This is a genomic window from Aureimonas sp. SA4125 (genome assembly GCF_019973775.1).
In the GTDB taxonomy this organism is placed as follows: domain Bacteria; phylum Pseudomonadota; class Alphaproteobacteria; order Rhizobiales; family Rhizobiaceae; genus Plantimonas.
Genome location: NZ_AP025032.1, coordinates 4,612,277 through 4,631,495, shown reverse-complemented (window position 1 = coordinate 4,631,495; position 19,219 = coordinate 4,612,277). Strand labels below are relative to the sequence as shown.

The 19,219-nt window shown below is 66.8% G+C and carries 18 protein-coding genes and 1 pseudogene; 12 read left to right on the top strand and 7 right to left on the bottom strand.

Annotation, left to right across the window (positions count from 1 at the left end; genetic code table 11):
- The first annotated feature begins 24 nt into the window (after positions 1–24).
- From Sa4125_RS21895 to Sa4125_RS21885, 3 genes are all read left to right on the top strand, one after another.
- Complete coding sequence (locus Sa4125_RS21895; protein WP_224001674.1) at positions 25–699, top strand: YggS family pyridoxal phosphate-dependent enzyme; 675 nt, start codon at positions 25–27, stop codon at positions 697–699.
- A 235-nt stretch (positions 700–934) separates the two neighbouring features.
- Positions 935–2,884, top strand: a complete 1,950-nt coding sequence (gene acs / locus Sa4125_RS21890; RefSeq protein WP_224001672.1) for an acetate--CoA ligase — start codon at positions 935–937, stop codon at positions 2,882–2,884.
- Between the two features lies 1 nt (position 2,885).
- Complete coding sequence (locus tag Sa4125_RS21885) at positions 2,886–3,230, top strand: GFA family protein (RefSeq protein WP_345944302.1); 345 nt, start codon at positions 2,886–2,888, stop codon at positions 3,228–3,230.
- A 16-nt stretch (positions 3,231–3,246) separates the two neighbouring features.
- Here the strand turns inward: Sa4125_RS21885 and Sa4125_RS21880 are convergent, their stop codons facing one another.
- From Sa4125_RS21880 to Sa4125_RS21870, 3 genes are all read right to left on the bottom strand, one after another.
- Entirely contained in the window at positions 3,247–4,455 is a 1,209-nt protein-coding gene (locus Sa4125_RS21880) for an IS256 family transposase (protein WP_223998612.1), read from the bottom strand.
- 665 nt (positions 4,456–5,120) lie between these two features.
- Positions 5,121–5,411: a type II toxin-antitoxin system death-on-curing family toxin gene (locus tag Sa4125_RS21875; RefSeq protein ID WP_224001670.1), complete on the bottom strand. Its 291-nt coding sequence runs from the start codon at positions 5,409–5,411 to the stop codon at positions 5,121–5,123.
- Positions 5,412–5,813: 402 nt separating this feature from the next.
- Positions 5,814–7,130 carry a cyclopropane-fatty-acyl-phospholipid synthase family protein gene (locus tag Sa4125_RS21870; RefSeq protein WP_224001667.1) on the bottom strand — a complete coding sequence of 439 codons (1,317 nt, stop codon included), beginning with the start codon at positions 7,128–7,130 and terminating at the stop codon, positions 5,814–5,816.
- 132 nt (positions 7,131–7,262) lie between these two features.
- Here Sa4125_RS21870 and Sa4125_RS21865 point away from each other — a divergent pair, with 132 nt between their 5' ends.
- Positions 7,263–7,799, top strand: a complete 537-nt coding sequence (locus Sa4125_RS21865) for a cell envelope integrity protein TolA (RefSeq protein WP_224001665.1) — start codon at positions 7,263–7,265, stop codon at positions 7,797–7,799.
- A 67-nt stretch (positions 7,800–7,866) separates the two neighbouring features.
- A complete protein-coding gene (locus Sa4125_RS21860) occupies positions 7,867–8,436 on the top strand; it encodes a carboxymuconolactone decarboxylase family protein (RefSeq protein ID WP_224001663.1) in 570 nt (189 codons plus the stop codon).
- A 133-nt stretch (positions 8,437–8,569) separates the two neighbouring features.
- On the opposite strand, the gene Sa4125_RS21855 is transcribed toward Sa4125_RS21860, so the two are convergent.
- From Sa4125_RS21855 to Sa4125_RS21845, 3 genes are all read right to left on the bottom strand, one after another.
- Positions 8,570–9,073 (bottom strand): thermonuclease family protein, encoded by a 504-nt coding sequence (locus tag Sa4125_RS21855; RefSeq protein WP_224001661.1) that lies wholly within the window; start codon positions 9,071–9,073, stop codon positions 8,570–8,572.
- Between the two features lie 188 nt (positions 9,074–9,261).
- Positions 9,262–9,462, bottom strand: coding sequence for a succinate dehydrogenase assembly factor 4 (locus tag Sa4125_RS21850; protein WP_224001659.1), 201 nt, complete (start codon positions 9,460–9,462; stop codon positions 9,262–9,264).
- A 59-nt stretch (positions 9,463–9,521) separates the two neighbouring features.
- Positions 9,522–9,677: a hypothetical protein gene (locus tag Sa4125_RS21845; protein WP_224001657.1), complete on the bottom strand. Its 156-nt coding sequence runs from the start codon at positions 9,675–9,677 to the stop codon at positions 9,522–9,524.
- Between the two features lie 10 nt (positions 9,678–9,687).
- On the opposite strand from Sa4125_RS21845, the gene htpX reads away from it, so the two are divergent.
- The 6 genes from htpX to Sa4125_RS21815 all read left to right on the top strand — a co-directional run bounded on the left by htpX (position 9,688) and on the right by Sa4125_RS21815 (position 17,059).
- Entirely contained in the window at positions 9,688–10,713 is a 1,026-nt protein-coding gene (gene htpX / locus Sa4125_RS21840; protein ID WP_224001655.1) for a zinc metalloprotease HtpX, read from the top strand.
- On the top strand, positions 10,710–12,164 hold the full coding sequence (locus tag Sa4125_RS21835; RefSeq protein ID WP_224001653.1) for an RsmB/NOP family class I SAM-dependent RNA methyltransferase: 1,455 nt from the start codon (positions 10,710–10,712) through the stop codon (positions 12,162–12,164). Before htpX ends, Sa4125_RS21835 begins: the two co-directional genes overlap by 4 nt.
- 296 nt (positions 12,165–12,460) lie before the next feature.
- On the top strand, positions 12,461–14,152 hold the full coding sequence (locus tag Sa4125_RS21830) for a heparinase II/III family protein (protein WP_224001651.1): 1,692 nt from the start codon (positions 12,461–12,463) through the stop codon (positions 14,150–14,152).
- Between the two features lie 58 nt (positions 14,153–14,210).
- The gene (locus Sa4125_RS21825; RefSeq protein WP_224001643.1) at positions 14,211–14,366 is read left to right on the top strand and encodes a hypothetical protein; all 156 of its coding nucleotides are present in this window, start codon (positions 14,211–14,213) and stop codon (positions 14,364–14,366) included.
- 446 nt (positions 14,367–14,812) lie between these two features.
- Positions 14,813–16,477 (top strand): bifunctional phosphoribosylaminoimidazolecarboxamide formyltransferase/IMP cyclohydrolase, encoded by a 1,665-nt coding sequence (gene purH / locus Sa4125_RS21820; RefSeq protein ID WP_224001641.1) that lies wholly within the window; start codon positions 14,813–14,815, stop codon positions 16,475–16,477.
- A gap of 252 nt (positions 16,478–16,729) precedes the next feature.
- The gene (locus Sa4125_RS21815) at positions 16,730–17,059 is read left to right on the top strand and encodes a hypothetical protein (RefSeq protein WP_224001639.1); all 330 of its coding nucleotides are present in this window, start codon (positions 16,730–16,732) and stop codon (positions 17,057–17,059) included.
- Between the two features lie 99 nt (positions 17,060–17,158).
- On the opposite strand, the pseudogene Sa4125_RS21810 reads toward Sa4125_RS21815, so the two are convergent.
- A pseudogene (locus Sa4125_RS21810) lies at positions 17,159–18,664 on the bottom strand (MFS transporter); the annotation flags it as partial.
- Positions 18,665–18,759: 95 nt separating this feature from the next.
- Here Sa4125_RS21810 and Sa4125_RS24260 point away from each other — a divergent pair.
- Positions 18,760–18,894 (top strand): hypothetical protein, encoded by a 135-nt coding sequence (locus tag Sa4125_RS24260; protein WP_267461347.1) that lies wholly within the window; start codon positions 18,760–18,762, stop codon positions 18,892–18,894.
- The last annotated feature ends 325 nt before the right edge of the window (positions 18,895–19,219 follow it).

Below are 19,219 nucleotides of genomic sequence, written 5' to 3'. Positions count from 1 at the left end.
ACGGCTGGAGCAGGCGGGCAGGCGATGGGCGAAACGACGGTCGACAACTGGCAGGCGGTGCTGCGGCGGATCGCCGAGGCGGAGACGAAGGGCGGACGCCCGGCGGGCAGCGCGCAGCTCGTGGCGGTGTCGAAGACCTATGCGGTCGAGGATATCGCGCCGGTCGCGGCGGCCGGCCAGCGCGTCTTCGGCGAAAACCGCGTGCAGGAGGCCATCGCGAAGTTTCCGGCGCTGCGCGCGCGCTTTCCGGACATCGAGCTGCATCTGATCGGCCCGCTGCAGTCCAACAAGGCGGCGGAGGCGGTGGCGACCTTCGACGTGATCGAGACGGTCGACCGCGAGAAGATCGCGAAGGCGCTTGCCGCCGAAATGGCGAAGCAGGGCCGGACGCCGCGTCTCTACGTGCAGGTCAATACCGGTGCCGAGCCGCAGAAGGCCGGTATCCTGCCAAGCGAGGCGGTGGCCTTCGTCGCGCGCTGCCGCGACGTGCACAAGCTCGCGATCGAGGGCCTGATGTGCATCCCGCCCGCCGAGGACGATCCCGCCCCGCATTTCGGCCAGTTGGCCGCCCTGGCGCGGGAGGCAGGAGTGGACAGGCTGTCAATGGGCATGTCCGGCGACTACGAGACGGCGATCGCCCAGGGCGCGACGTCGGTGCGCGTCGGCTCGGCGATCTTTGGTGCGAGGCCGAAGGGGTGAGGAGAGGGTGTGCGGCCCGCGTCCTCTCGGGCGCAGCGCGAGCCCGTGTGGCGCGTCGGTTCGGGAACACGTCAGCCGAGAACGTTGTCCGGCGGACGCGCGCGCGCGCGCCCCGCGAAAGTATAAGCCCCGGCGGCTGGACCCTTCTCGGCTCTGCTTCTAGATTGGACCCAAACGCGCCGGCAAAAGCCCGGCGCCCGCGGCCTGGGGGGCTGCAGGAACGGCGGGAGGCCACATGACGACGATTCCGGTCAAGGACGAGTGGAAACAAGGCGCGCTGCTTTCGGATGCCGACTATCAGGCCTGGTACCGGAAGAGCATCGAGGATCCCGACGCGTTCTGGGGCGAGCATGGAAAGCGGGTCGACTGGATCGAGCCTTTCACCATTGTAAAGAACACCTCGTTTGCCCCCGGCAATGTCTCGATCAAATGGTTCGAGGACGGCGTCCTCAACGTCTCCGCCAATTGCCTCGACCGGCATCTCGAAAACCGCGGCGACCAGACGGCGATCCTCTTCGAGGGCGACGATCCCTCCGACTCCCGCGCCATCAGCTATCGCGAGCTTCACGCCGAAGTCTGCCGCATGGCGAATGTGCTGAAGGCGAAGGGCGTCGAGAAGGGCGACCGCGTCACCATCTATCTCCCGATGATCCCGGAAGCGGCCTACGCCATGCTCGCCTGCGCCCGCATCGGCGCGGTGCATTCGGTCGTCTTCGGCGGCTTTTCGCCCGATGCGCTGGGCGGAAGGCTTGCCGGCGCCGGCTCCTCGGTGCTCATCACCGCCGACGAGGGCAAGCGCGGCGGCAAGAGCGTGCCCCTGAAGAAAAACGCCGACCGCGCCGTCGAGATCGCCGCCAAGGCCGGTCAGGCGGTCTCCACCGTCCTCGTCGTGAGGCGCACCGGTGGCGACGTTGCGGTGACGCCCGGCCGCGACATCTGGTGGCACGAGGCGCGCGACACCGTCTCCGCGACCTGCGCGCCCGAGCCGATGGGTGCGGAGGACCCGTTGTTCATCCTCTACACCTCGGGCTCGACCGGCCAGCCGAAGGGTGTCCTCCACACTTCCGGCGGCTATCTGGTCTATGCCGCGATGACGCATCAGTACGTCTTCGACGTACGCGAGGGCGAGGTCTACTGGTGCACGGCCGATGTCGGCTGGGTCACCGGCCACAGCTACATCGTCTACGGCCCGCTCGCCAACGGCGCGACGACGCTGATGTTCGAGGGCGTGCCGAACTATCCCGACGCCTCGCGCTTCTGGCAGGTGATCGACAAGCACCAGGTCAACATCTTCTATACCGCCCCGACGGCGATCCGGGCCCTCATGGGCGCGGGCGACGCGATGGTGCAAAAGACCTCGCGAAAAAGCCTGCGGGTGCTCGGCTCCGTCGGCGAGCCGATCAACCCGGAAGCGTGGAACTGGTACTACAGGATCGTCGGCGAAGAGCGCTGCCCCATCGTCGACACCTGGTGGCAGACCGAGACCGGCGGTATTCTCATCACCCCGCTGCCGGGCGCAACGGCGCTGAAGCCCGGCTCGGCGACGCGCCCCTTCTTCGGCGTCATCCCCGAGCTCGTCGATTCGGAAGGCGGCGTTCTCGAGGGCGCGGTCTCCGGCAATCTCTGCATCACCGATTCCTGGCCGGGGCAGATGCGCACGGTCTATGGCGACCATGAACGCTTCGAGCAGACCTATTTCTCGACCTATCCCGGGAAATACTTCACCGGCGACGGGGCGAGGCGCGACGAGGACGGCTACTGGTGGATCACCGGCCGCGTCGACGACGTCATCAACGTTTCCGGCCACCGCATGGGGACGGCCGAGGTCGAATCGGCGCTCGTCTCGCATCCCAAGGTTTCGGAGGCGGCGGTCGTCGGCTATCCCCACGACATCAAGGGCCAGGGCATCTACTGCTACGTCACCCTGATGGCCGGCGAGGAGCCCTCGGACGCCCTGAAGAAGGAACTCGTGGCGCATGTTCGCGCCGAAATCGGCCCGATCGCCTCGCCCGACCAGATCCAGTTCTCCCCCGGCCTGCCCAAGACGCGCTCGGGCAAGATCATGCGCCGCATCCTGCGCAAGATCGCCGAGGACGACTTTTCCGCGCTCGGCGATACGTCGACCCTGGCCGACCCGGCGGTGGTCGAGGATCTGATCGAGCATCGGCAGAACAAGAGGACCTGACATGGCCGACACCCGAGGCGCCTGCCGTTGCGGGCAGGTGATGCTTCGCATGAGCGGAAAACCTCTGATGACGATGGCGTGCCACTGTACCGGCTGCCAGAAGATGACGGCGAGCGCTTTTTCCCTCAGCAGCCTGTTTGCGGCAGAGGCCTTCGACGTTGCCGACGGGAATCCGGTGCTCGGAGCTCTCCACGGTGAGCATCGCCACTTCTTTGCCCGACCTGCCTCAGCTGGTTGTTCACCCGGCCGGCGGGGATGGAGGGCTTCGTCATGGTCCGGTCGCCGCTTCTCGATGATGCCGCGCAATATGGTCGTGTCCGTCAACGTGGTGGAAATTGGGGTGTAACTGAAGCGGCTCGGTTTCAGGCGGCTGCGGTGGAAATACGTACGGTTTCGGGCTTGGTGCTGTTGGACATGAGTTCGGCCATGGGTTCGGTCTGCATGTAGCGGTTTTGCGTCTGCCATTCGTCGTTGGCCTCGAGGAGGACGGCGCCGATGAGGCGGATGATGGAGCCCTCGTTCGGGAAGATGCCGACGACATCGGCGCGCCGCTTCACCTCCTTGTTCAGGCGCTCCAGGGAATTGGTCGAATGGATCCGGGTCCGATGCTGACCGGGAAAGTCCAGATGCGCCAGCACGTCGGTCTCGCTGTCGTCGATGAAGCTGCCGAGCTTGGGACACTTTCCCCGGAGCTGGTCGGCGACGTGGCGCAGCGCCTGGGCCGCGCCGGCGCGATCGGGTTGGATGAAGGCCTGGCGCAGGGCCGCAGCCGCCATGCTTTGCTGCGCCTTCGGGACATAGGACAGGGCGTTGCGCATCCAGTGGACGCGGCAGCGCTGCCAGGAGGCGCTGAACACCCGGCGGATGGCGGCCTTCAGCCCTTCATGGGCATCCGATATCACGAGCTTCACGCCGGAAAGGCCGCGGCGCACGAGGCTCTTGAGGAAGGTCGACCAGAAGGTCTCCGCTTCCGAGGGCCCGATGTGAAGGCCGACGATCTCGCGCTTGCCGTCGGTGTTGACGGCGACAGCGATTATTGCCGCCACCGAGACGATACGGCCGCCTTCGCGCTGCTTCAGGTAGGTCGCGTCGAGCCAGAGATAGGGCCAGTCGCCGGTGAGCGGGCGATCGAGAAAGCCGCCGACGCGGTCGTCGATATCTTTGCACAGCTTCGACACCGTGCTCTTGCCGATCCCCGACAGTCCCATGGCCTGCACCAGATCGTCGACGCGACGCGTGGACACGCCGCTGATCCAGGCCTCCTGGATGACCGCGACAAGCGCCTTCTCCGAGAGCTTTCTCGGTTCCAGGAACGGCGGAAAGTAGCTGCCTTGTCGAAGCTTGGGGATGCGAAGCTGCAAGGAGCCAAGCCGGGTATCGAACGAGCGGTCCCGGTAGCCGTTGCGATAGGTCGCCCGTTCCAGGGTGCGTTCATGGCGCCCGGCGCCGATCATGCCCTCCACGTCGGCCTCCATGAGAAGCTGCATCACGCTCTCGGCTATCGTCCTCAGGAAATCGCCGTCTCCGGCTTTTGCCAGAAGCTCGGCAAGCGGTAATCTGTCCTCGGTCATCGGGTGCTCCGGTCAGGTTGAAGTCTCGCAACTCCACCTTAGCCGGCCAATCCGGTGGCCACCTCCGTCGCACCATCTGAGATCCGAGTTTCCACCACCAGCGCGGACACTACCCGCAATATCGGCCGTTCATCGAGGTCTGCACCGGTGAAAAGCTTGGCTGGGCGACCACGCCGGCAGTGCACAGTTTCGAGGGGTATCCACCGCCGGAACAGTATCCGGCGTTGATGGCCGAGTTCGCGCAGACAGCATCATGAGGGGTCCCATGTCCGCCGAAGCAACCCGGAAGCGTCATGGCAGCCCGGTTCCTGCTGCCGCACCAGTACCTTGCGCGGAGCTGGCTTTTTTGGGTGCAGGCTCTTGCGCTGCCTCATTTCGCGCCCCATACTCCTTTTGTGTTCAACGCAGTGAAAGGAGGTGATCCAATGTCGAGTGATTTCCAAATGCCGGCTGGGTCTTTGTATCTCGGTGTTTCCAAGGAGCAGTCTCCTTCACGCGCTTAGGATATGTCGATCCGGCTAGGGTCCGACGACCGCCGGCATGACAGACTTCACGGGGCCGCTTCTCAGAGATGAGGAGCGGCCTTTTGTGTTTCTCTGGGGGCGGCAGATGCTCTGCGCTGGATGTCGATTGGCACCACTAGCCGGTCATGGCTCGATGTCGTGTCAGCGCTGCTGCAGGTGTCGCTTGAACCCGGAGGCGAGATCCTGTTCGCTCAGTCCGCGTGACGCCAATGCCAGCCAAGTATCGACAATCTCGTTGTCGGAGACGCTGAGACTCTGGCCATTCAAGTCAACGAAGACGAGCGCTGAGATGAAGGACGTGCGTTTGTTCCCGTCGATGAATGGGTGGTTCATGGCGAGCCCGAAGGCGAGGGCTGCAGCTGTGCTCGCGACGGTCGGATCGTCGGCATAGGCATAGTGGTTGACCGCACGGCCAAGAGCCGATTCCAGCAACGCAGATCCCTACGCCTGGGCGCGTCTGTCGCTTCTCACTCTCGATCCGGTGAATTTCGAGAACGGTCTCGAGATCGAGGAAGAACACGGCTCATTTTGCCAGTTCGACGAGGACAGGATCGTATTTCTCCATGATGCGACGCGCCGAGGCGAGAGCCTCCGCTGTCGAAGCGAACTGAACGGGGCGGGGCGCAAGAGTTGCCCCCGGCTCCCTCTCGGCCTCAACCTCGCGAATGGAACCGGCATCAAGCTCTGTGCCGATGGAAGGGCCGGCGCCGGGCGTTTTGCTCAAGTTGTGCCCCTGTGAAACCAGAATCTGTCTGCCCAATCTATAGTTGGCAGCACAAGAGTCCAATCAGCCTTGTCTCAGTCGCCGGACGCTGTCGATCATCGACGCACGCGTCAGCGATACAGATCCGCCCGTGTCGGCGGCAGGCCGGAAGCCCCGCGGTGGCGGCGGGAGGAGAGGGTCTGGTAGAGGCAGACGGTGTTGCGCTCGAAGGAGATCGAACAGGCCGCGAGATAGGCGAGCCAAAGCCGAGTCTTCGGCGCGCCGATTTCGGCGACGCTTTCGGCGTAGCGGGCGAGCAGCCGGTCGTGCCAATGGCGGCAGGTGCGCTGGTAGTGCTCGCGCAAGGCCTCCACATCGTGCACCTCGAAACCGTTCTGCTCGAGGTTCTTCACGGTGGTGCCGATGTTGTCGAGCTCGCCGCCGGGGAAGATGTATTTCGTCAGCAGCGCAAATTCCGGGCGCTTGCGGCGAAATACCTTGTCGTTCCGTTTGGCCGGCCGGGTGATGGCGTGGTGGAGAAACAGCCCGTCCTTCGTCATCACGCGCTTCACGGTGCGGTAGTAGGTCGGGTAGTTGTCGATGCCGATATGTTCCTGGATGCCGATGGCCGCGACCTTGTCGAAGCTGCCCTCGACGGTCGAATAGTCGCGCAGCTCGATCCGCACACGGTCCTCGAGCCCGAGGCGCTTCACCTTCTCCTGGCCGTAGGCGACCTGCTGCTCCGACAGCGTCACGCCAAGCGCGGTCACGCCGTAGTGCTCTGCGGCATAGCAGGAGAGCGCACCCCAGCCGCAGCCGATGTCGAGCAGGCGGTCGCCGGGCTTGAGGCGGAGCTTGCGACAGATCAGCTCGAGCTTGTCCTGCTGCATCCGGTCGATGTCGTTGTCCCAGTCGGTGCAGTAGGCGCAGGTGTAGACCATCTCCTGGTCGAGCCAGAGCGCGTAGAAGGCGTTGGAGACGTCGTAGTGATAGGCGATGTTCTTCTTGTTCTCGGTCGGGCTGCCGTCGCTCGGCTTCTCCTCGCCGACGGTCTCGAGCGGCCAGGGGCCGCCGCGGGGCAGAAAGAGGAATTTGAGGTTCGTGCGCAGCGCCAGCATCTTATCGACCGTCCGGCGGAACTCGGCGGTCTTCACGCTTGGCCGGTGCTTTACCAGATCGAAGATCGAGCCGTTGACGAGGTCAATGCGCCCGGAAACCCAGAGATTGGCGAGCGTCTCCATCGTCGGCCGGCGGATCAGCGCGGCGACGAGGTTCTCGTCGGCGAAGGAGACCGCGAAGGCGTCGTCGGCAAGGTCGGCCGGAACGCGCGAGCCATCCCACAACCGGAAGCCAAGCGTCAGGCCGAGGCGCTCGCGCGCATGGGAGAGAAAGGTGCGAAAGGCATCCGCCCGCGCCTGCACCTTGCTGCCTGCAATCCGGACATCCATGACGCGTCTCCGCTTCCCCTGGGGCAAGCTAAGACGATCCGGCTTGCCTTGTCACGTGGTCTGTCTGCAGCATGTGAAAGGCGGCCAGCGGATGTCTCACGTGAAACTCCGTCCGCCATGCGAGGAAGAAGAATGTACCCGACGGATAAGATGATGGGGATCGGCATCAGGAGGGCAGTCGCCCTCGCCGGCATGCTGGTGGCGATGGTGGCTCCGGCTGGGGCTCAGGAGGTCATGGAAGCGCCGCAGCCCGATCTGCCGGCGATCTCGGCGCCGGGCGCCCTGAACGATGCAACGGAACAGCCGACGCCTGGCCCTCTCGGCGCCGACCCCGCAGCGCCGCCGGTCCGTCCCTCGGCCATTCCCACGGGTCAGCCGGAACTCCTGCCGGGCGTCATCGACAGCCAGATCCAGAAATGCTGGTCCGTGCCGGTGATGAAGGGCGACATCGGGGAGGGCGGCGTCGCGCGCATCCGGGTGAAGCTGCAGCCTGACGGCACGCTTGCCGCGCCGCCGGCGATCATCGACAAGCCGGCCGGCCGGCTGGGCGGGATCTTTGCCGAAAGCGCCGCCGCGGCGATCAGCAAATGTGCGCCCTACCGTCTGCCGCCCGAACAGTACGAGAGCTGGAAGGATCTCATGCTGGTGTTCGACACCCTCGACTTCTGAGCCGTCGTGCCGATGTCGTCCTCATGCGGCATCGTCGGTGCGACGCCCCCCGGAGAAAGTTCTGATCATGCGCCTTCCCCTCATCGCTCCCGACGCTCTGACCGAGGCGCAGAAGCCTCTTTATGCCGACATGAAGGCTGGAATTTCGGAGCAATTCGACGCCTTCAAGACGGTGGACAGGAATGGCGCCCTTCTCGGTCCGTGGAATCCCTGGCTGCACGAACCGAAGATCGGCGGGGCGGTCTGGGAACTGACGAAAGCAATGTCGCTGCATTCGGTCCTTCCGGACAACATCCGGCAGATCGCCATCCTCGTCGTCGGCGTCGATTTCGACGCGGCCTACGAGATCTACGCCCATGTCGCGATTGCCGAGAGCGACGGCCTTGGCCAGGCACGGATCCAGGCGCTGCTGGCCGGCGAAAAGCCGGACGATCTGACGCCCGACGAGGAGACCGCGCACGACGTCACCTTCGCGCTGCTCGGGGGTGGCAGCCTGCCGGACGATCTGCATGAGGCGTCGATCAAGGCTTTCGGGGCGAAGGGCACCTACGAGTTGATCACGCTCGTCGGGCTCTACTGCCTGGTATCGGTGACACTGAATGGTTTCGACGTCCCGGTCCCGGACGAGGAGGACTGAAGGCCCGCACCCGCTGGTTTCCGGCAGCAGGCTGTCGTGGGCGAGCGAGCGTATCCGGGCGGCGGCGTGCCGCTGCTTTTCCCCGCGAACGAGGGCTGTGCGCCTGTCGCGGCGCTCTCTCTGCCCCGCCCGTCTATCCGGCGTGACCCGTCGCGGCTCCGGCCGAATGGGGAGTTGGGCGTGTCTTGCACCAGTCGCGCCGCGTCTTGCCGCCATAGGCGACGACGAGCCCCTCGCGCAGGAGAGCGCGACCGACATCGGTGCCATCTGCGGTGTTGAGCTCGGCCAGCACCCGGCCGAAATATTTGTCGCCGGAAATGTTCGAGAGCGTCACGCCGCCGGGAGCCAGCAGCGCCGTCAGACGGGTCCTCGCCGCGATCGCCGCGGTCTTCTCTGCGTCGCAACGCGCCTTCAGCTCCGGTGCGTCGATGCCACGAAGCCGTACCGCGACCCGCACCACCTGCTGCGGCCAGATATGCGCCTCGACCTCGACCGTATCGCCATCCCGGACCTTGACGATATCGGCTGCGACCGGCCCGGCAATGCGTGGTTCTGCGGCCAAGGTCGAGGCGGCGGGAAAGCTTGCACCGACGAGGAGCAGGACGAGGCGATAGCCGAAAAGAGAAGACTGGGGCATGGCAGGTCAGGTAAGTTCCAGTGTAAGGACAATAATCCTATACTGCCCTCCGCCTCAGATTGCAATCTCACGCCAGGCGCAATCGGACGAGACAATCGATCCTGTCGCATCAAGCGGATGATCGACGGGGCGTTGATGGAAGATAGGGCGGGCGGTATGGCCGTAGGGTGAAAATCCTACAACCCTTCCTAGAAATCCGAGATGATGCCGTTGCGCTCCCAGTCGCCGTAGCGAACGGGGTCCGGACCCTCGCGGCCTCCCTTTTCCGGCGGCAGGACGGTTTCCTCGCGAAGCCGCCGACGTTCGGCGGCTTCTGCCAGAGCGCGCCTTGCGGCGGGCGAGAGGGTGTCCTGCGCAGGGGTCTCGTCCATCGGGATCGGATCGTTCATGAAGTTGTGGCTCCGGGATTTCGGCAGATGGCAGCGGTCGCCGCCACGCCGATCCTGTGTTAGAGCCCGTATGTAGCGATCCCCGGCGCGATGTGTAGCGCTTCGGCGGCGAAGCGGCCGGCGTCTCCCAGCTTGAACGCGGGAGCGACGATCCCCAGTTTTTGATGGCGTCCAAGGGTCCGGGCGCGGATATCGCGGCCGATCGGTGCCAGCAAGGAGGGTCTCGTGAACATGATGAAGACGGCGATGCTGATCGCCTTCATGACCGCCCTGTTCATGGGCATCGGCCTGCTTATCGGGGGCCGCGCCGGCATGATGATCGCGCTCGTCGTGGCGCTCGGCATGAACGTCTATTCCTACTGGAATGCCGACAAGCTCGTCCTGCGGATGAACAATGCGCAGGAGGTCGACGCCCGCACCGCGCCGGAGTTCTACGCGCTCGTCGAACGCCTCGCCCAGAATGCCGGCCTGCCGATGCCGCGCGTCTACCTGATCCAGGAAGACCAGCCGAACGCCTTTGCCACCGGCCGAAACCCTCAAAATGCCGCCGTTGCCGCGACCACCGGACTTCTCTCGCGGCTGTCGGCCGACGAGGTCGCGGGCGTGATGGCGCACGAGCTCGCCCATGTCGAAAACCGCGACACGCTGATCATGACGGTGACGGCGACGCTCGCCGGCGCGATCTCCATGCTCGGCAATTTCGCCTTCTTCTTCGGCGGCAACCGCGACAACAACAACCCGATGGGCTTTGTCGGCGTGATCGTCGCGATGGTCGTGGCACCCTTTGCCGCCATGCTGGTGCAGATGGCGATCTCGCGCACCCGCGAATACGCCGCCGACCGGCGCGGCGCGGAAATTTCCGGCGCGCCGCTGTCGCTTGCCTCGGCGCTGGCCAAGATCGCCGGCGCTGCCCACCTCACGGTGAACGAAAATGCCGAGCGCAATCCTGCGATGGCCCACATGTTCATCATCAACCCCTTGAATGGCCAACGCATGGACAGCCTGTTCTCCACCCATCCCGATACCGCCAACCGCATCGAGGCCTTGCGGGCGATGACCGATATCGGCCGCCCCGGCGCACCGATCGCCGGCCGCTCCGCCGCGCCGGGCCTTCGGCAGGCCCGCGTCAATAGCGGCGCCGGGGGCGATGCCGGGCGCGGTACGGGTGGCGATGCAGGGCCCGCCGGACCCTGGTCGCGCGGTGCCGATCGGCGGCCGCCTTCCGCGACCGGCAAGGGACCGTGGGGTTGAGCGCCGACACACCGCGCCGCGGCGGCAATTTCGACGCCACGCGTTCGGCACCCCGCAAGAAGCCGCTGCCGGGCAAGGCGCCCGCCGCCCGGCCGGCTGCGCATGACACCTATGTCCAGGACGGCTATTCCGCCGGCGACCGGCCCGGCCTCGGTGCCCGTCTCGTCGCGGCAAAACTCTTGTCGGCGATCGTCGACGCCAAGACGTCCGCCGACGGCCTTCTCGACGGCGGCAACGGCCATCCCGGCTTCCGTGCGCTCGAGGGCCGCGACCAGGGTCTCGTCAAGGCGATCATCCTGACGGCTCTGCGCTTTCGCGGCACGATCGAGCGCGCGATCGACCGCTGCCTCGACCGGCCGCTGCCGCCGAACGCAGTGGCGCTGCGGCACATCCTGCACGTCGGCGCGGCGCAGGTGCTCTATCTCGACGTGCCGGATTCGGCGGCCGTCGACCTTGCCGTCGCCGCCTGTGCCGTCGATTCGCGCAGCCAGCGTTTCGGCGGGATGGTCAACGCCGTGCTGCGGCGCCTTTCGCGCGAGAAGGAAAGCCTGAAGCTCGTCTCCAAGCCCGGGGAGAACGTGCCGGAATGGCTGATGCAGAAGCTTGTCGGCGCCTATGGCAAGGAGCGTGCTCTGGCGATCGCCGCCGCGCACCTGACGCCCGCCCCGCTCGATATCACGGTGAAGAGCGATGCCGCCGGCTGGGCCGAAAAGCTCGGCGGCGTGATGCTGCCGACGGGAACGGTGCGGCTCGGCGCCTTCGACGGACCGGTGACGGCGCTGCCGGGATTTGCCGAGGGCGCCTGGTGGGTGCAGGACGCTGCTGCCGCGCTGCCGGCGAGGCTCTTCGGCGATGTCGCGGGGCTGAGGGTCGCCGACCTCTGCGCCGCCCCCGGCGGCAAGACGGCGCAGCTTGCCTCTGCGGGCGCCAGGGTGACCGCGCTCGACATCAATGCCAACCGGATGAAGCGGCTGCAGGAAAACCTCGGCCGGCTGCAGCTGGATGTCGAGACTGTCGTGACGGACCTTGCCCGCTACGTGCCGGAGACGCCCTTCGACGCCGTGCTCCTCGATTCGCCGTGCTCCTCGACCGGCACCGTCCGGCGCCATCCCGACGTTGCCTATACCAAGGACGATGCCGAGGTGGAAAAGCTCGCCGAGGTTCAGGCCCGGCTCCTCGGGGAAGCGGCGCGGCTGGTGCGGGCGGGCGGGATCCTCGTCTTCTCCAACTGCTCGCTCGATCCCCGGGAGGGCGAGATTGTCGTCGCCGAATTCCTGGCCGTGCACGCCGATTTCGGGGTGGACCCGATCAGGCCGGAGGAACTGCCGGGTCTGGAGGCGGCCATCGACGCCAAGGGGATGTTGCGCACGGCGCCCGACCTGCTGCCGGCGGAGGATCCGCGCCTTGCCGGCCTCGACGGCTTCTTCGCCGCTCGGCTGCGCAAGCTTTAGGGATCTGGCGCCTCGCCGCCGCCGTGCTTTTTCGGCGGGAGCTGCCCCCGCCGAAGGTCCGCGCCCGCTGAATCACGAGACAGCGGCGCCCGGCCCAGGGGCCGGCCGAACCAGACGCCCATCCAACCCGAACGCCTGCAAAAATCGCTCAGTGAGCGTGCTACAGTGCCGTATTAGCAATGCATTTACCTTAATGGCAGAAAATGATTCGGGCGGCCCTGTGTGTGTCCGCCTGTGCCCAGCCGTCCCTGCGAGGTCGAACGGGCCCTTATCGACCTGTGCGGAGCGGACCTGGAGTGGCAGCGGAATTGGCCGAAGAACCGCAACTTGCGGCGTTGATGCTGAAGGAGGCCTGGCGCCGTGTGCGCCGGCGTCTTCGCATCGGGCCCCTGCATCGCTGGCGTTTTGCCGGCGGCGCGCCCGATCGCCTGCTGGTGACGCCGACCGAACTGCGCCGGGGCGATCCGCTGATCGCCGCCGATCTCTATGCCGGCATATTCTACTTTTCCGGCCGTCTCGTCGACACCTCGGGTCAGTCCCCCTTCCAGGCGGTCCCGCCCTCGCCGGGCTGGAACGCCGAACTGCAGTCGTTCGAATGGTTGCGCCATCTCAGCGAGGCCGGCGATGCCCTGGCTTCGGCCAATGCGCGGGCGCTGTTCACCGACTGGCAGCGCCTGTCGGGCTCGACGATCACGCCGCGCACCCATGACGTCGACGTGGCCGCCCGGCGCGCCATCGCCTGGCTGACCCATGCCAACCTCATCCTCGCCGATGCGGATCTCGGCTTCTACCGGAAATTCCTGCGCAGTCTTGCCCGCGAGACGCGGATTCTGCGCTCGGTCGCGCCCGAGGCGCCGGACGGCCTCCCACGCCTGCGGGCCCGGATCGCGCTCGCCTTCCTGTCGCTGTGCCTGCCGACCGGCGTTGGCCACATGCGCAGCGCCGCCCGGCACCTCTCCGACGAACTCGACCGGCAGATCTTTGTCGACGGCGTCCATATCTCGCGCAATCCGGCCGCCAATCTCGTGATCCTCGCCGACCTCCTGCCGTTGCGCCAGACCTTCGCCGAGCAGAACCAGCCGGTGCCGAAAGGCCTGATCAAGGCGATCGACCGGATGCTGCCGGCGCTGCGCTTCTTCCGCCATGGCGACGGCGCGCTGGCGCTGTTCAACGGCGCCGGGGTTTCGGAGGCGCATCTCCTGACGGCGCTCTTGCGCCACGACGAAACGCTCGGTGATCCGATCAGCCATGCCCGCCCTTCCGGCTATCAGCGGCTTGCCGCGGGCGGCACCGTGGTGATCGCCGATACCGGCCTGCCGCCGCCCTCCGCCGTCTCGGGCGAGGCGCATGCCGGCACGCTCGCCTTCGAATTTTCCAGCGGCGCCCATCGCTTCGTCGTCAACTGCGGCGCGCCGGCGCGGGCCGATTCCGACTGGCGGCGTCTTGCCCGGACCACCGCTGCGCATTCGACCCTGACGGTCGCCGACCATTCCTCCGCCCGCTTTTCCAGCCAGGGCCTCGTCGAGCGCTTTCTCGGCGCACCGCTGATCGGCGGACCGACGCGCGTGCCGGTCAGCCGCGACGACAGCGACGCCGGTCAGCGCTTCACCGCCGCCCATGACGGCTATGCCGCCCGCTTCGGCCTCGCGCACGAGCGAACGCTCTTCCTTGCCCGCGACGGTGGCCTGATCGAAGGCGCAGACCGCCTGTTTCCGGCCGGCCGGCGCCCCGTCCGCCTGCCCGACCGCACGCCGGCGGCCCTGCGCTTCCACCTTCATCCCGGCGTTGCGGCGATTCGGACGGTCGAGGGCGTGACGCTCGCCGCCGGCCGCGAGGAATGGCATTTCTCTGCCAACCTCCCGGTCGAGATCGAGGATTCCATCTTCTTTGCCGACAATTCCGGGGCGCGGCCGACGCTGCAGATCGTCGTCGCCTTCGACCCGCGGGACCAGGACGCCGTCGCCTGGCGCTTCGTCAAGCGCCGCTGACAGCCGGATCTCTGCCATGTTTCGCCGGCATGCCGATGCCAGCGGAAGAGGGATGGGCATGAAACAGCTGATGGCATTGACGGTGGCGCTTCTCGTTCTCGCCGGCTGCGGCGGCATGACGCGCGCGGTGGGCGTCGTGCCGAACACGTTCGACGATCTCGGGAAAAAGAGCGCGGCCTTGCGCGGCGCGGCGGATTCCGCGACGGGGCAGTAGGGGATTGGCCGGCGCGCTGTTTCCACGGCATCGCAGGCCTGCCGCCGGTTGCCCCCTCATCGGCCTGCCGCTCGGCATCATCGATCAGACCCACCGAAAACTCCGCCGCCCGATACGACCGAAACCCCCAGCCGACGCAGAGAGGGACCCTTCCAAAACCGAAGAGGTGTAACCCATCCATCCGGGCAGTTCTGTTACTCATCAATCCGCTGGACAGGCAGCGGGATGAGGGTCCCATTGGGTCCAAAGAGGTATCCGCGCTTCCGCTCGACCCGGACGTAACTGGACAGCTCCGCGCCTTCGGCGCGTCCGGCCTTGCGGCCGCCTCTTCCGGAATTGCCGACGAATCAGGCCGTAGGCGGCCAAGGCCCGACATTGCTCCCTCCGGCCCGGCACGGTATCACCCCGGAAACAGCGGACTTTCGCAATTTTCCAGAGGATTTCCCATGGCCGTCACCGCCAGTGCCTTTCCCGCGCCCGACCGCGTCGCCGTCCGCCGGGCGCTTTTGTCGGTCTCCGACAAGACCGGGCTGGTGGACCTCGCCCGGGCGCTGGCGGCGCAGGGTGTCGAACTCGTCTCGACCGGCGGTACCCGCAAGACGCTTGAGGCGGAGGGGCTTGCGGTGCGCGACGTCGCCGATCTCACGGGTTTTCCCGAGATCATGGACGGGCGGGTGAAGACGCTGCATCCGGGCGTGCATGGCGGTCTCCTCGGCGTGCGGGCGGATCCGGCCCATGCGAAGGCCATGGAAGCGCATGGGATTGCCGGGATCGACCTCCTCGTCGTCAATCTCTATCCCTTCGAAGCGACGGTCGCGGCCGGCGCCGACTATGCCTCCGCAGTCGAGAACATCGACATTGGCGGGCCCGCGATGATCCGGGCGGCGGCCAAGAACCACGCCTATCTCACCGTCGCGACCGATCCTTCCGACTATGCCGAGATCCTGGCGGCACTGGTCGAGGGCACCGGCGAGACAAGGCTCGACCTTCGCAAGCGGCTGGCGGCGCGGGCCTTTGCGCGTACCGCGGCCTATGACAGTGCGATCGCCGGTTGGTTTGCCGACGAAGTTAAAGATCTTGCGCCGCAGAAGATCAGCTTTGCCGGGACGCTGGCGGAGACGCTGCGCTATGGCGAGAACCCGCACCAGACGGCCGGCTTCTATCGCCACGGCGCCGCGCGGCCGGGCGTGGCGACGGCGCGCCAGGTCCAGGGCAAGGCGCTGTCCTACAACAACATCAACGACACCGACGCCGCCTTCGAGCTCGTCGCCGAGTTCGATCCCGCGCGCACGGCGGCGGTCGCCATCATCAAGCACGCCAATCCCTGCGGCGTCGCGGAAGGGCTCAACCTTGCCGACGCCTACCGCGCCGCGCTCGCCTGCGACCCGGTCTCGGCCTTCGGCGGCATCGTCGCGCTCAACCGGACGCTCGATGCGGAAGCTGCGCGCGCGATCGTCGAGGTGTTCACCGAGGTGATCATCGCGCCGGACGCGGATGCCGAGGCGATCTCGATCGTCGCGGCGAAGAAGAACCTGCGCCTGCTCCTCACCGGCGGCCTGCCGGACCCGCGCGCGACCGGAACGACGGTGAAATCCGTCGCCGGCGGCCTTCTCGTGCAGTCGCGCGACAACGGCGTCGTCGACGATCTCAAGCTGACCGTGGTGACCAAGCGGGAACCGACGGCGGCCGAGATGGACGATCTGCGCTTTGCCTTTCGCGTCGCCAAGCACGTGAAGTCGAACGCCATCGTCTATGCCAAGGACCTCGCCAGTGTCGGCATCGGCGCCGGGCAGATGAGCCGCATCGATTCCTCGCGCATCGCCGCGCGCAAGGCCGAGGATGCCGCGCGGGCGATGGCGACCTTGCGCTCCGGCGCGGAAGTCGTGGCAGGGCTGGTTTTGGAGCACGCCATCGTCCCGCTGACGCACGGCTCCGTGGTCGCCTCCGACGCCTTCTTCCCCTTCGCCGACGGCCTGATCTCGGCGATCGAAGCGGGGGCGACGGCGGTGATCCAGCCGGGCGGCTCGATGCGCGACGCCGAGGTGATCGCCGCCGCCGACGCGCACGGCATCGCCATGGTGTTTACCGGCATGCGCCACTTCCGGCACTGACGGGGGGTCTCCGCGGCGGTCGCCTGCGCGGTCACCGCTTGTGGTCTTCCCAAGGTATCGCCTTCCTCTTCCCGGGGCGTGGCGCTCACGGGCAGAGATGTGGGCCGCTGAATTGGCCGCGGGGGCGTTGAGACGCGCCGCGGCCGGTGTCGGGCGACATGGCCGCTGCCACCCACTTGCCGATCTCAGCATCTTGCGCTGTACTGCTCGCAGGGGTTGATCGGTTCGATTGTCGAAAGGGGGAGGCAAGCCATGGCCATCGTCGTGCAGAAGGAAACCTTTTCGGCCTGGATCGACGCCATGCCGGGCCCCGGGGCGACGCCCAGCTTCATCGTCAAGGGCACCTGCGAGGCACCAACGTCGGGCTGGACGATCGACCTCGTCGCGGCCGTCCCCCAAGGGATCAATCCGCAGATCAAAATTCTGGAGATCAGGGCGACGCCGCCGGCCGGCCCTGTGTTGGAGGTCATCACGGCGGTCGAGGTCGCCTACCGGGAAAGCCCGGCCGGAAACGATTATACCGAGGCGATGATCCGCCACGAAAAGGTGAGTTTCACCATCCCTGTCGACACTGCTTCTTAGAAAACCGAGCCCTTTAAAAACCGGGCCTCTTCGAAAACTGGCCTCTTCGAAAACTGGGCCTCCTGGAAATCTGGCCGGGCCGCGGGATCGGCCGCTGGGTCAGCGGAGGGTTTCGCGCGCTGGTGCGGGTGTGCCCCACAACAAGACGAGCCCGACGAGGAAGAAGGCGAGGATCGCCGACATGCCGATCCGCGTCGCCAGTTCGGGGCTGGTCCATTGCGCCGCCAGGAAGGTCAGCGCCGCGACCGACAGCGTGGCGAGGAAGGACGTCGCCCGGCCGGTCAGCGAGTAGAGGCCGAAATAGCGGCCTGCCTCGTCGGCACTGACCGATTGCGCGAGCCAGGCCCGCGACGAGGCCTGGATCGGGCCGAAGGCGAGGCCGATGAGAAGTCCCCAGCCGAGATAGGCCCGCTCGGCCGGCGTTGCGAACAGACGGTCGTCCGCGGTCACGGCCGGCCAGGCCAGCATCCCGAACAGGGTCGAGTCCGTCGCGGTCGAGACGATGCCCAGCGTCGCCAGCATCAGGCAGAGGATCGAGGCGATCACCACGCGCTTGGAACCCAGCCGCGACTCGAGCAGCCCTGCGGCGGCGCAGCCGAGAATCGCCGTGACGGTGAGCAGAATGCCGAAAAGGCCGGACTCGGTCACCGACCAGCCGAACATGCCCGCCGCAAACGCGCCGCCCAGAACCAGCAGCGCGTTGACGCCGTCCTGGTAGGCCATCCGGGCGAGCAGGAAGCGGAACAGCGGTCGGCGCGTGCGGGCCTCCCTGACCGTGCCGGCGAGATCGCCGAGCGCGTCGCGCACCGCCCGTCCGATCGGCTCGCGCACGGCGACATCGGGCGTGAACAGGAACATCGGCAGGACGAAGACGAGGTACCAGAGTCCCGCCATCGGCGCCGTCGCCCGCGCTCCCTCGCCCGCCGCCGGGTCGAGCCCGAACAGCGGCGGCAGGCCGGCCAGCGTCTTCCCGGTGTCCGGGCTCCCGGCGATGAAGGCCAGCGTCAGGCCGAGAAAGATCATCCCGCCGAGATAGCCTAGACCCCAGGCAAGGTTCGACACGCGCCCGATATTGGCGGGCCGGACAAGACGCGGGATCATCGCGTCGTTGAAGACGATCGAGAATTCCGCCGCGACCTGCGCCAGCACCAGAAGCGCCAGGGCGGCGAACAGGCTGGTGCCGGGTGCTGCCGTCCAGAGCGCGCAGAGCGCCAAGATCTTCACCGCGGCGAAACAGGCGATCCAGGGTTTGCGCGGGCCGGTGCGATCGGCGACGGCGCCGAGGAAGGGCGAGAACAGGGCAACCGTGATTGAGGCGGCGGCGGCGGCCAGCCCCCAGGCGGTCTGGCCCGTGGCCGGGTCGGTCGCCATCTGCGACACCAGATAGGGCCCGAAGACGAAGGTGATGATCACGGTGAAGAAGGGCTGGGCGGCGAAATCGAAGGCCATCCAGCCCCAGACCGCCTTCTGCCGGAGCGGGTGGGCGAAAGGCGGCGTGTCAACTGTCGGCATGGGTCTTCCGGGGCTCGGGCAGGGCCGGCCACGGGCCGGGGCAAGTGCCACTGTGACGCGCGGGCGGACAAGATGCCAGTGCGCGAACGCCGCGCCACCGACCGGGCTGGCAACCGCCGAATCCCCCTGCCTCGCCGCTTCGGCCCATGCTAGGTTCGCCCACCTTCAACCCAGTGAGGAAAAAGACCATGGCCAAAGGTCAGATGCGCAGCAACAAGGAAACCCGCAAACCCAAGGCCGACAAGGCCAAGGCCGCGGTTCCCTCGACCGTCCCAGGCAAGTTCGCAGCAGCCCAGACGACGGGCGCCGACAAGAAGAAGTGAGGATGGGGGCTGAGAGGCCGACGGCTTCCAGCCTGAGGAAGGCGTGCGACCAGTAAAGCCAAAGTCTGCGCCGCCCCTCTTCCGTCCTGCGCTTTGCGCCGGCCACCCTCTCCCCTGCGGGGCGAGGAATGGCACCAAGTTCTGTCAGGGCCTCGACGCCTGTTCTTCTTCCCATCGGGGAGAAGGTGGCCCGAAGGGCTGGATGAGGGGGCCCACGGTGGACAATACCCATCCCCGACGCGCCTAAAGCGCCGGGCGAAAAAGCGGAATCCGGTTTTTCGCAGCATCCGGCGCGGCAAGCAAAGACCTAGATTATAGGGCGATC

Bases quoted from the DNA above. Each gene is read 5' to 3' on its own strand.
- acs (WP_224001672.1), top strand. From the start codon at position 935: ATGACGACGATTCCGGTCAAGGACGAGTGGAAACAAGGCGCGCTGCTT.
- Sa4125_RS24260 (WP_267461347.1), top strand. From the start codon at position 18,760: ATGGCCAAAGGTCAGATGCGCAGCAACAAGGAAACCCGCAAACCCAAG.
- Sa4125_RS21880 (WP_223998612.1), bottom strand. From the start codon at position 4,455: ATGACCGAGGACAGATTACCGCTTGCCGAGCTTCTGGCAAAAGCCGGA.
- Sa4125_RS21895 (WP_224001674.1), top strand. From the start codon at position 25: ATGGGCGAAACGACGGTCGACAACTGGCAGGCGGTGCTGCGGCGGATC.
- Sa4125_RS21860 (WP_224001663.1), top strand. From the start codon at position 7,867: ATGCGCCTTCCCCTCATCGCTCCCGACGCTCTGACCGAGGCGCAGAAG.
- Sa4125_RS21850 (WP_224001659.1), bottom strand. From the start codon at position 9,462: ATGAACGATCCGATCCCGATGGACGAGACCCCTGCGCAGGACACCCTC.
- Sa4125_RS21815 (WP_224001639.1), top strand. From the start codon at position 16,730: ATGGCCATCGTCGTGCAGAAGGAAACCTTTTCGGCCTGGATCGACGCC.
- Sa4125_RS21865 (WP_224001665.1), top strand. From the start codon at position 7,263: ATGTACCCGACGGATAAGATGATGGGGATCGGCATCAGGAGGGCAGTC.
- Sa4125_RS21885 (WP_345944302.1), top strand. From the start codon at position 2,886: ATGGCCGACACCCGAGGCGCCTGCCGTTGCGGGCAGGTGATGCTTCGC.
- Sa4125_RS21825 (WP_224001643.1), top strand. From the start codon at position 14,211: ATGAAACAGCTGATGGCATTGACGGTGGCGCTTCTCGTTCTCGCCGGC.
- Sa4125_RS21855 (WP_224001661.1), bottom strand. From the start codon at position 9,073: ATGCCCCAGTCTTCTCTTTTCGGCTATCGCCTCGTCCTGCTCCTCGTC.
- Sa4125_RS21870 (WP_224001667.1), bottom strand. From the start codon at position 7,130: ATGGATGTCCGGATTGCAGGCAGCAAGGTGCAGGCGCGGGCGGATGCC.
- purH (WP_224001641.1), top strand. From the start codon at position 14,813: ATGGCCGTCACCGCCAGTGCCTTTCCCGCGCCCGACCGCGTCGCCGTC.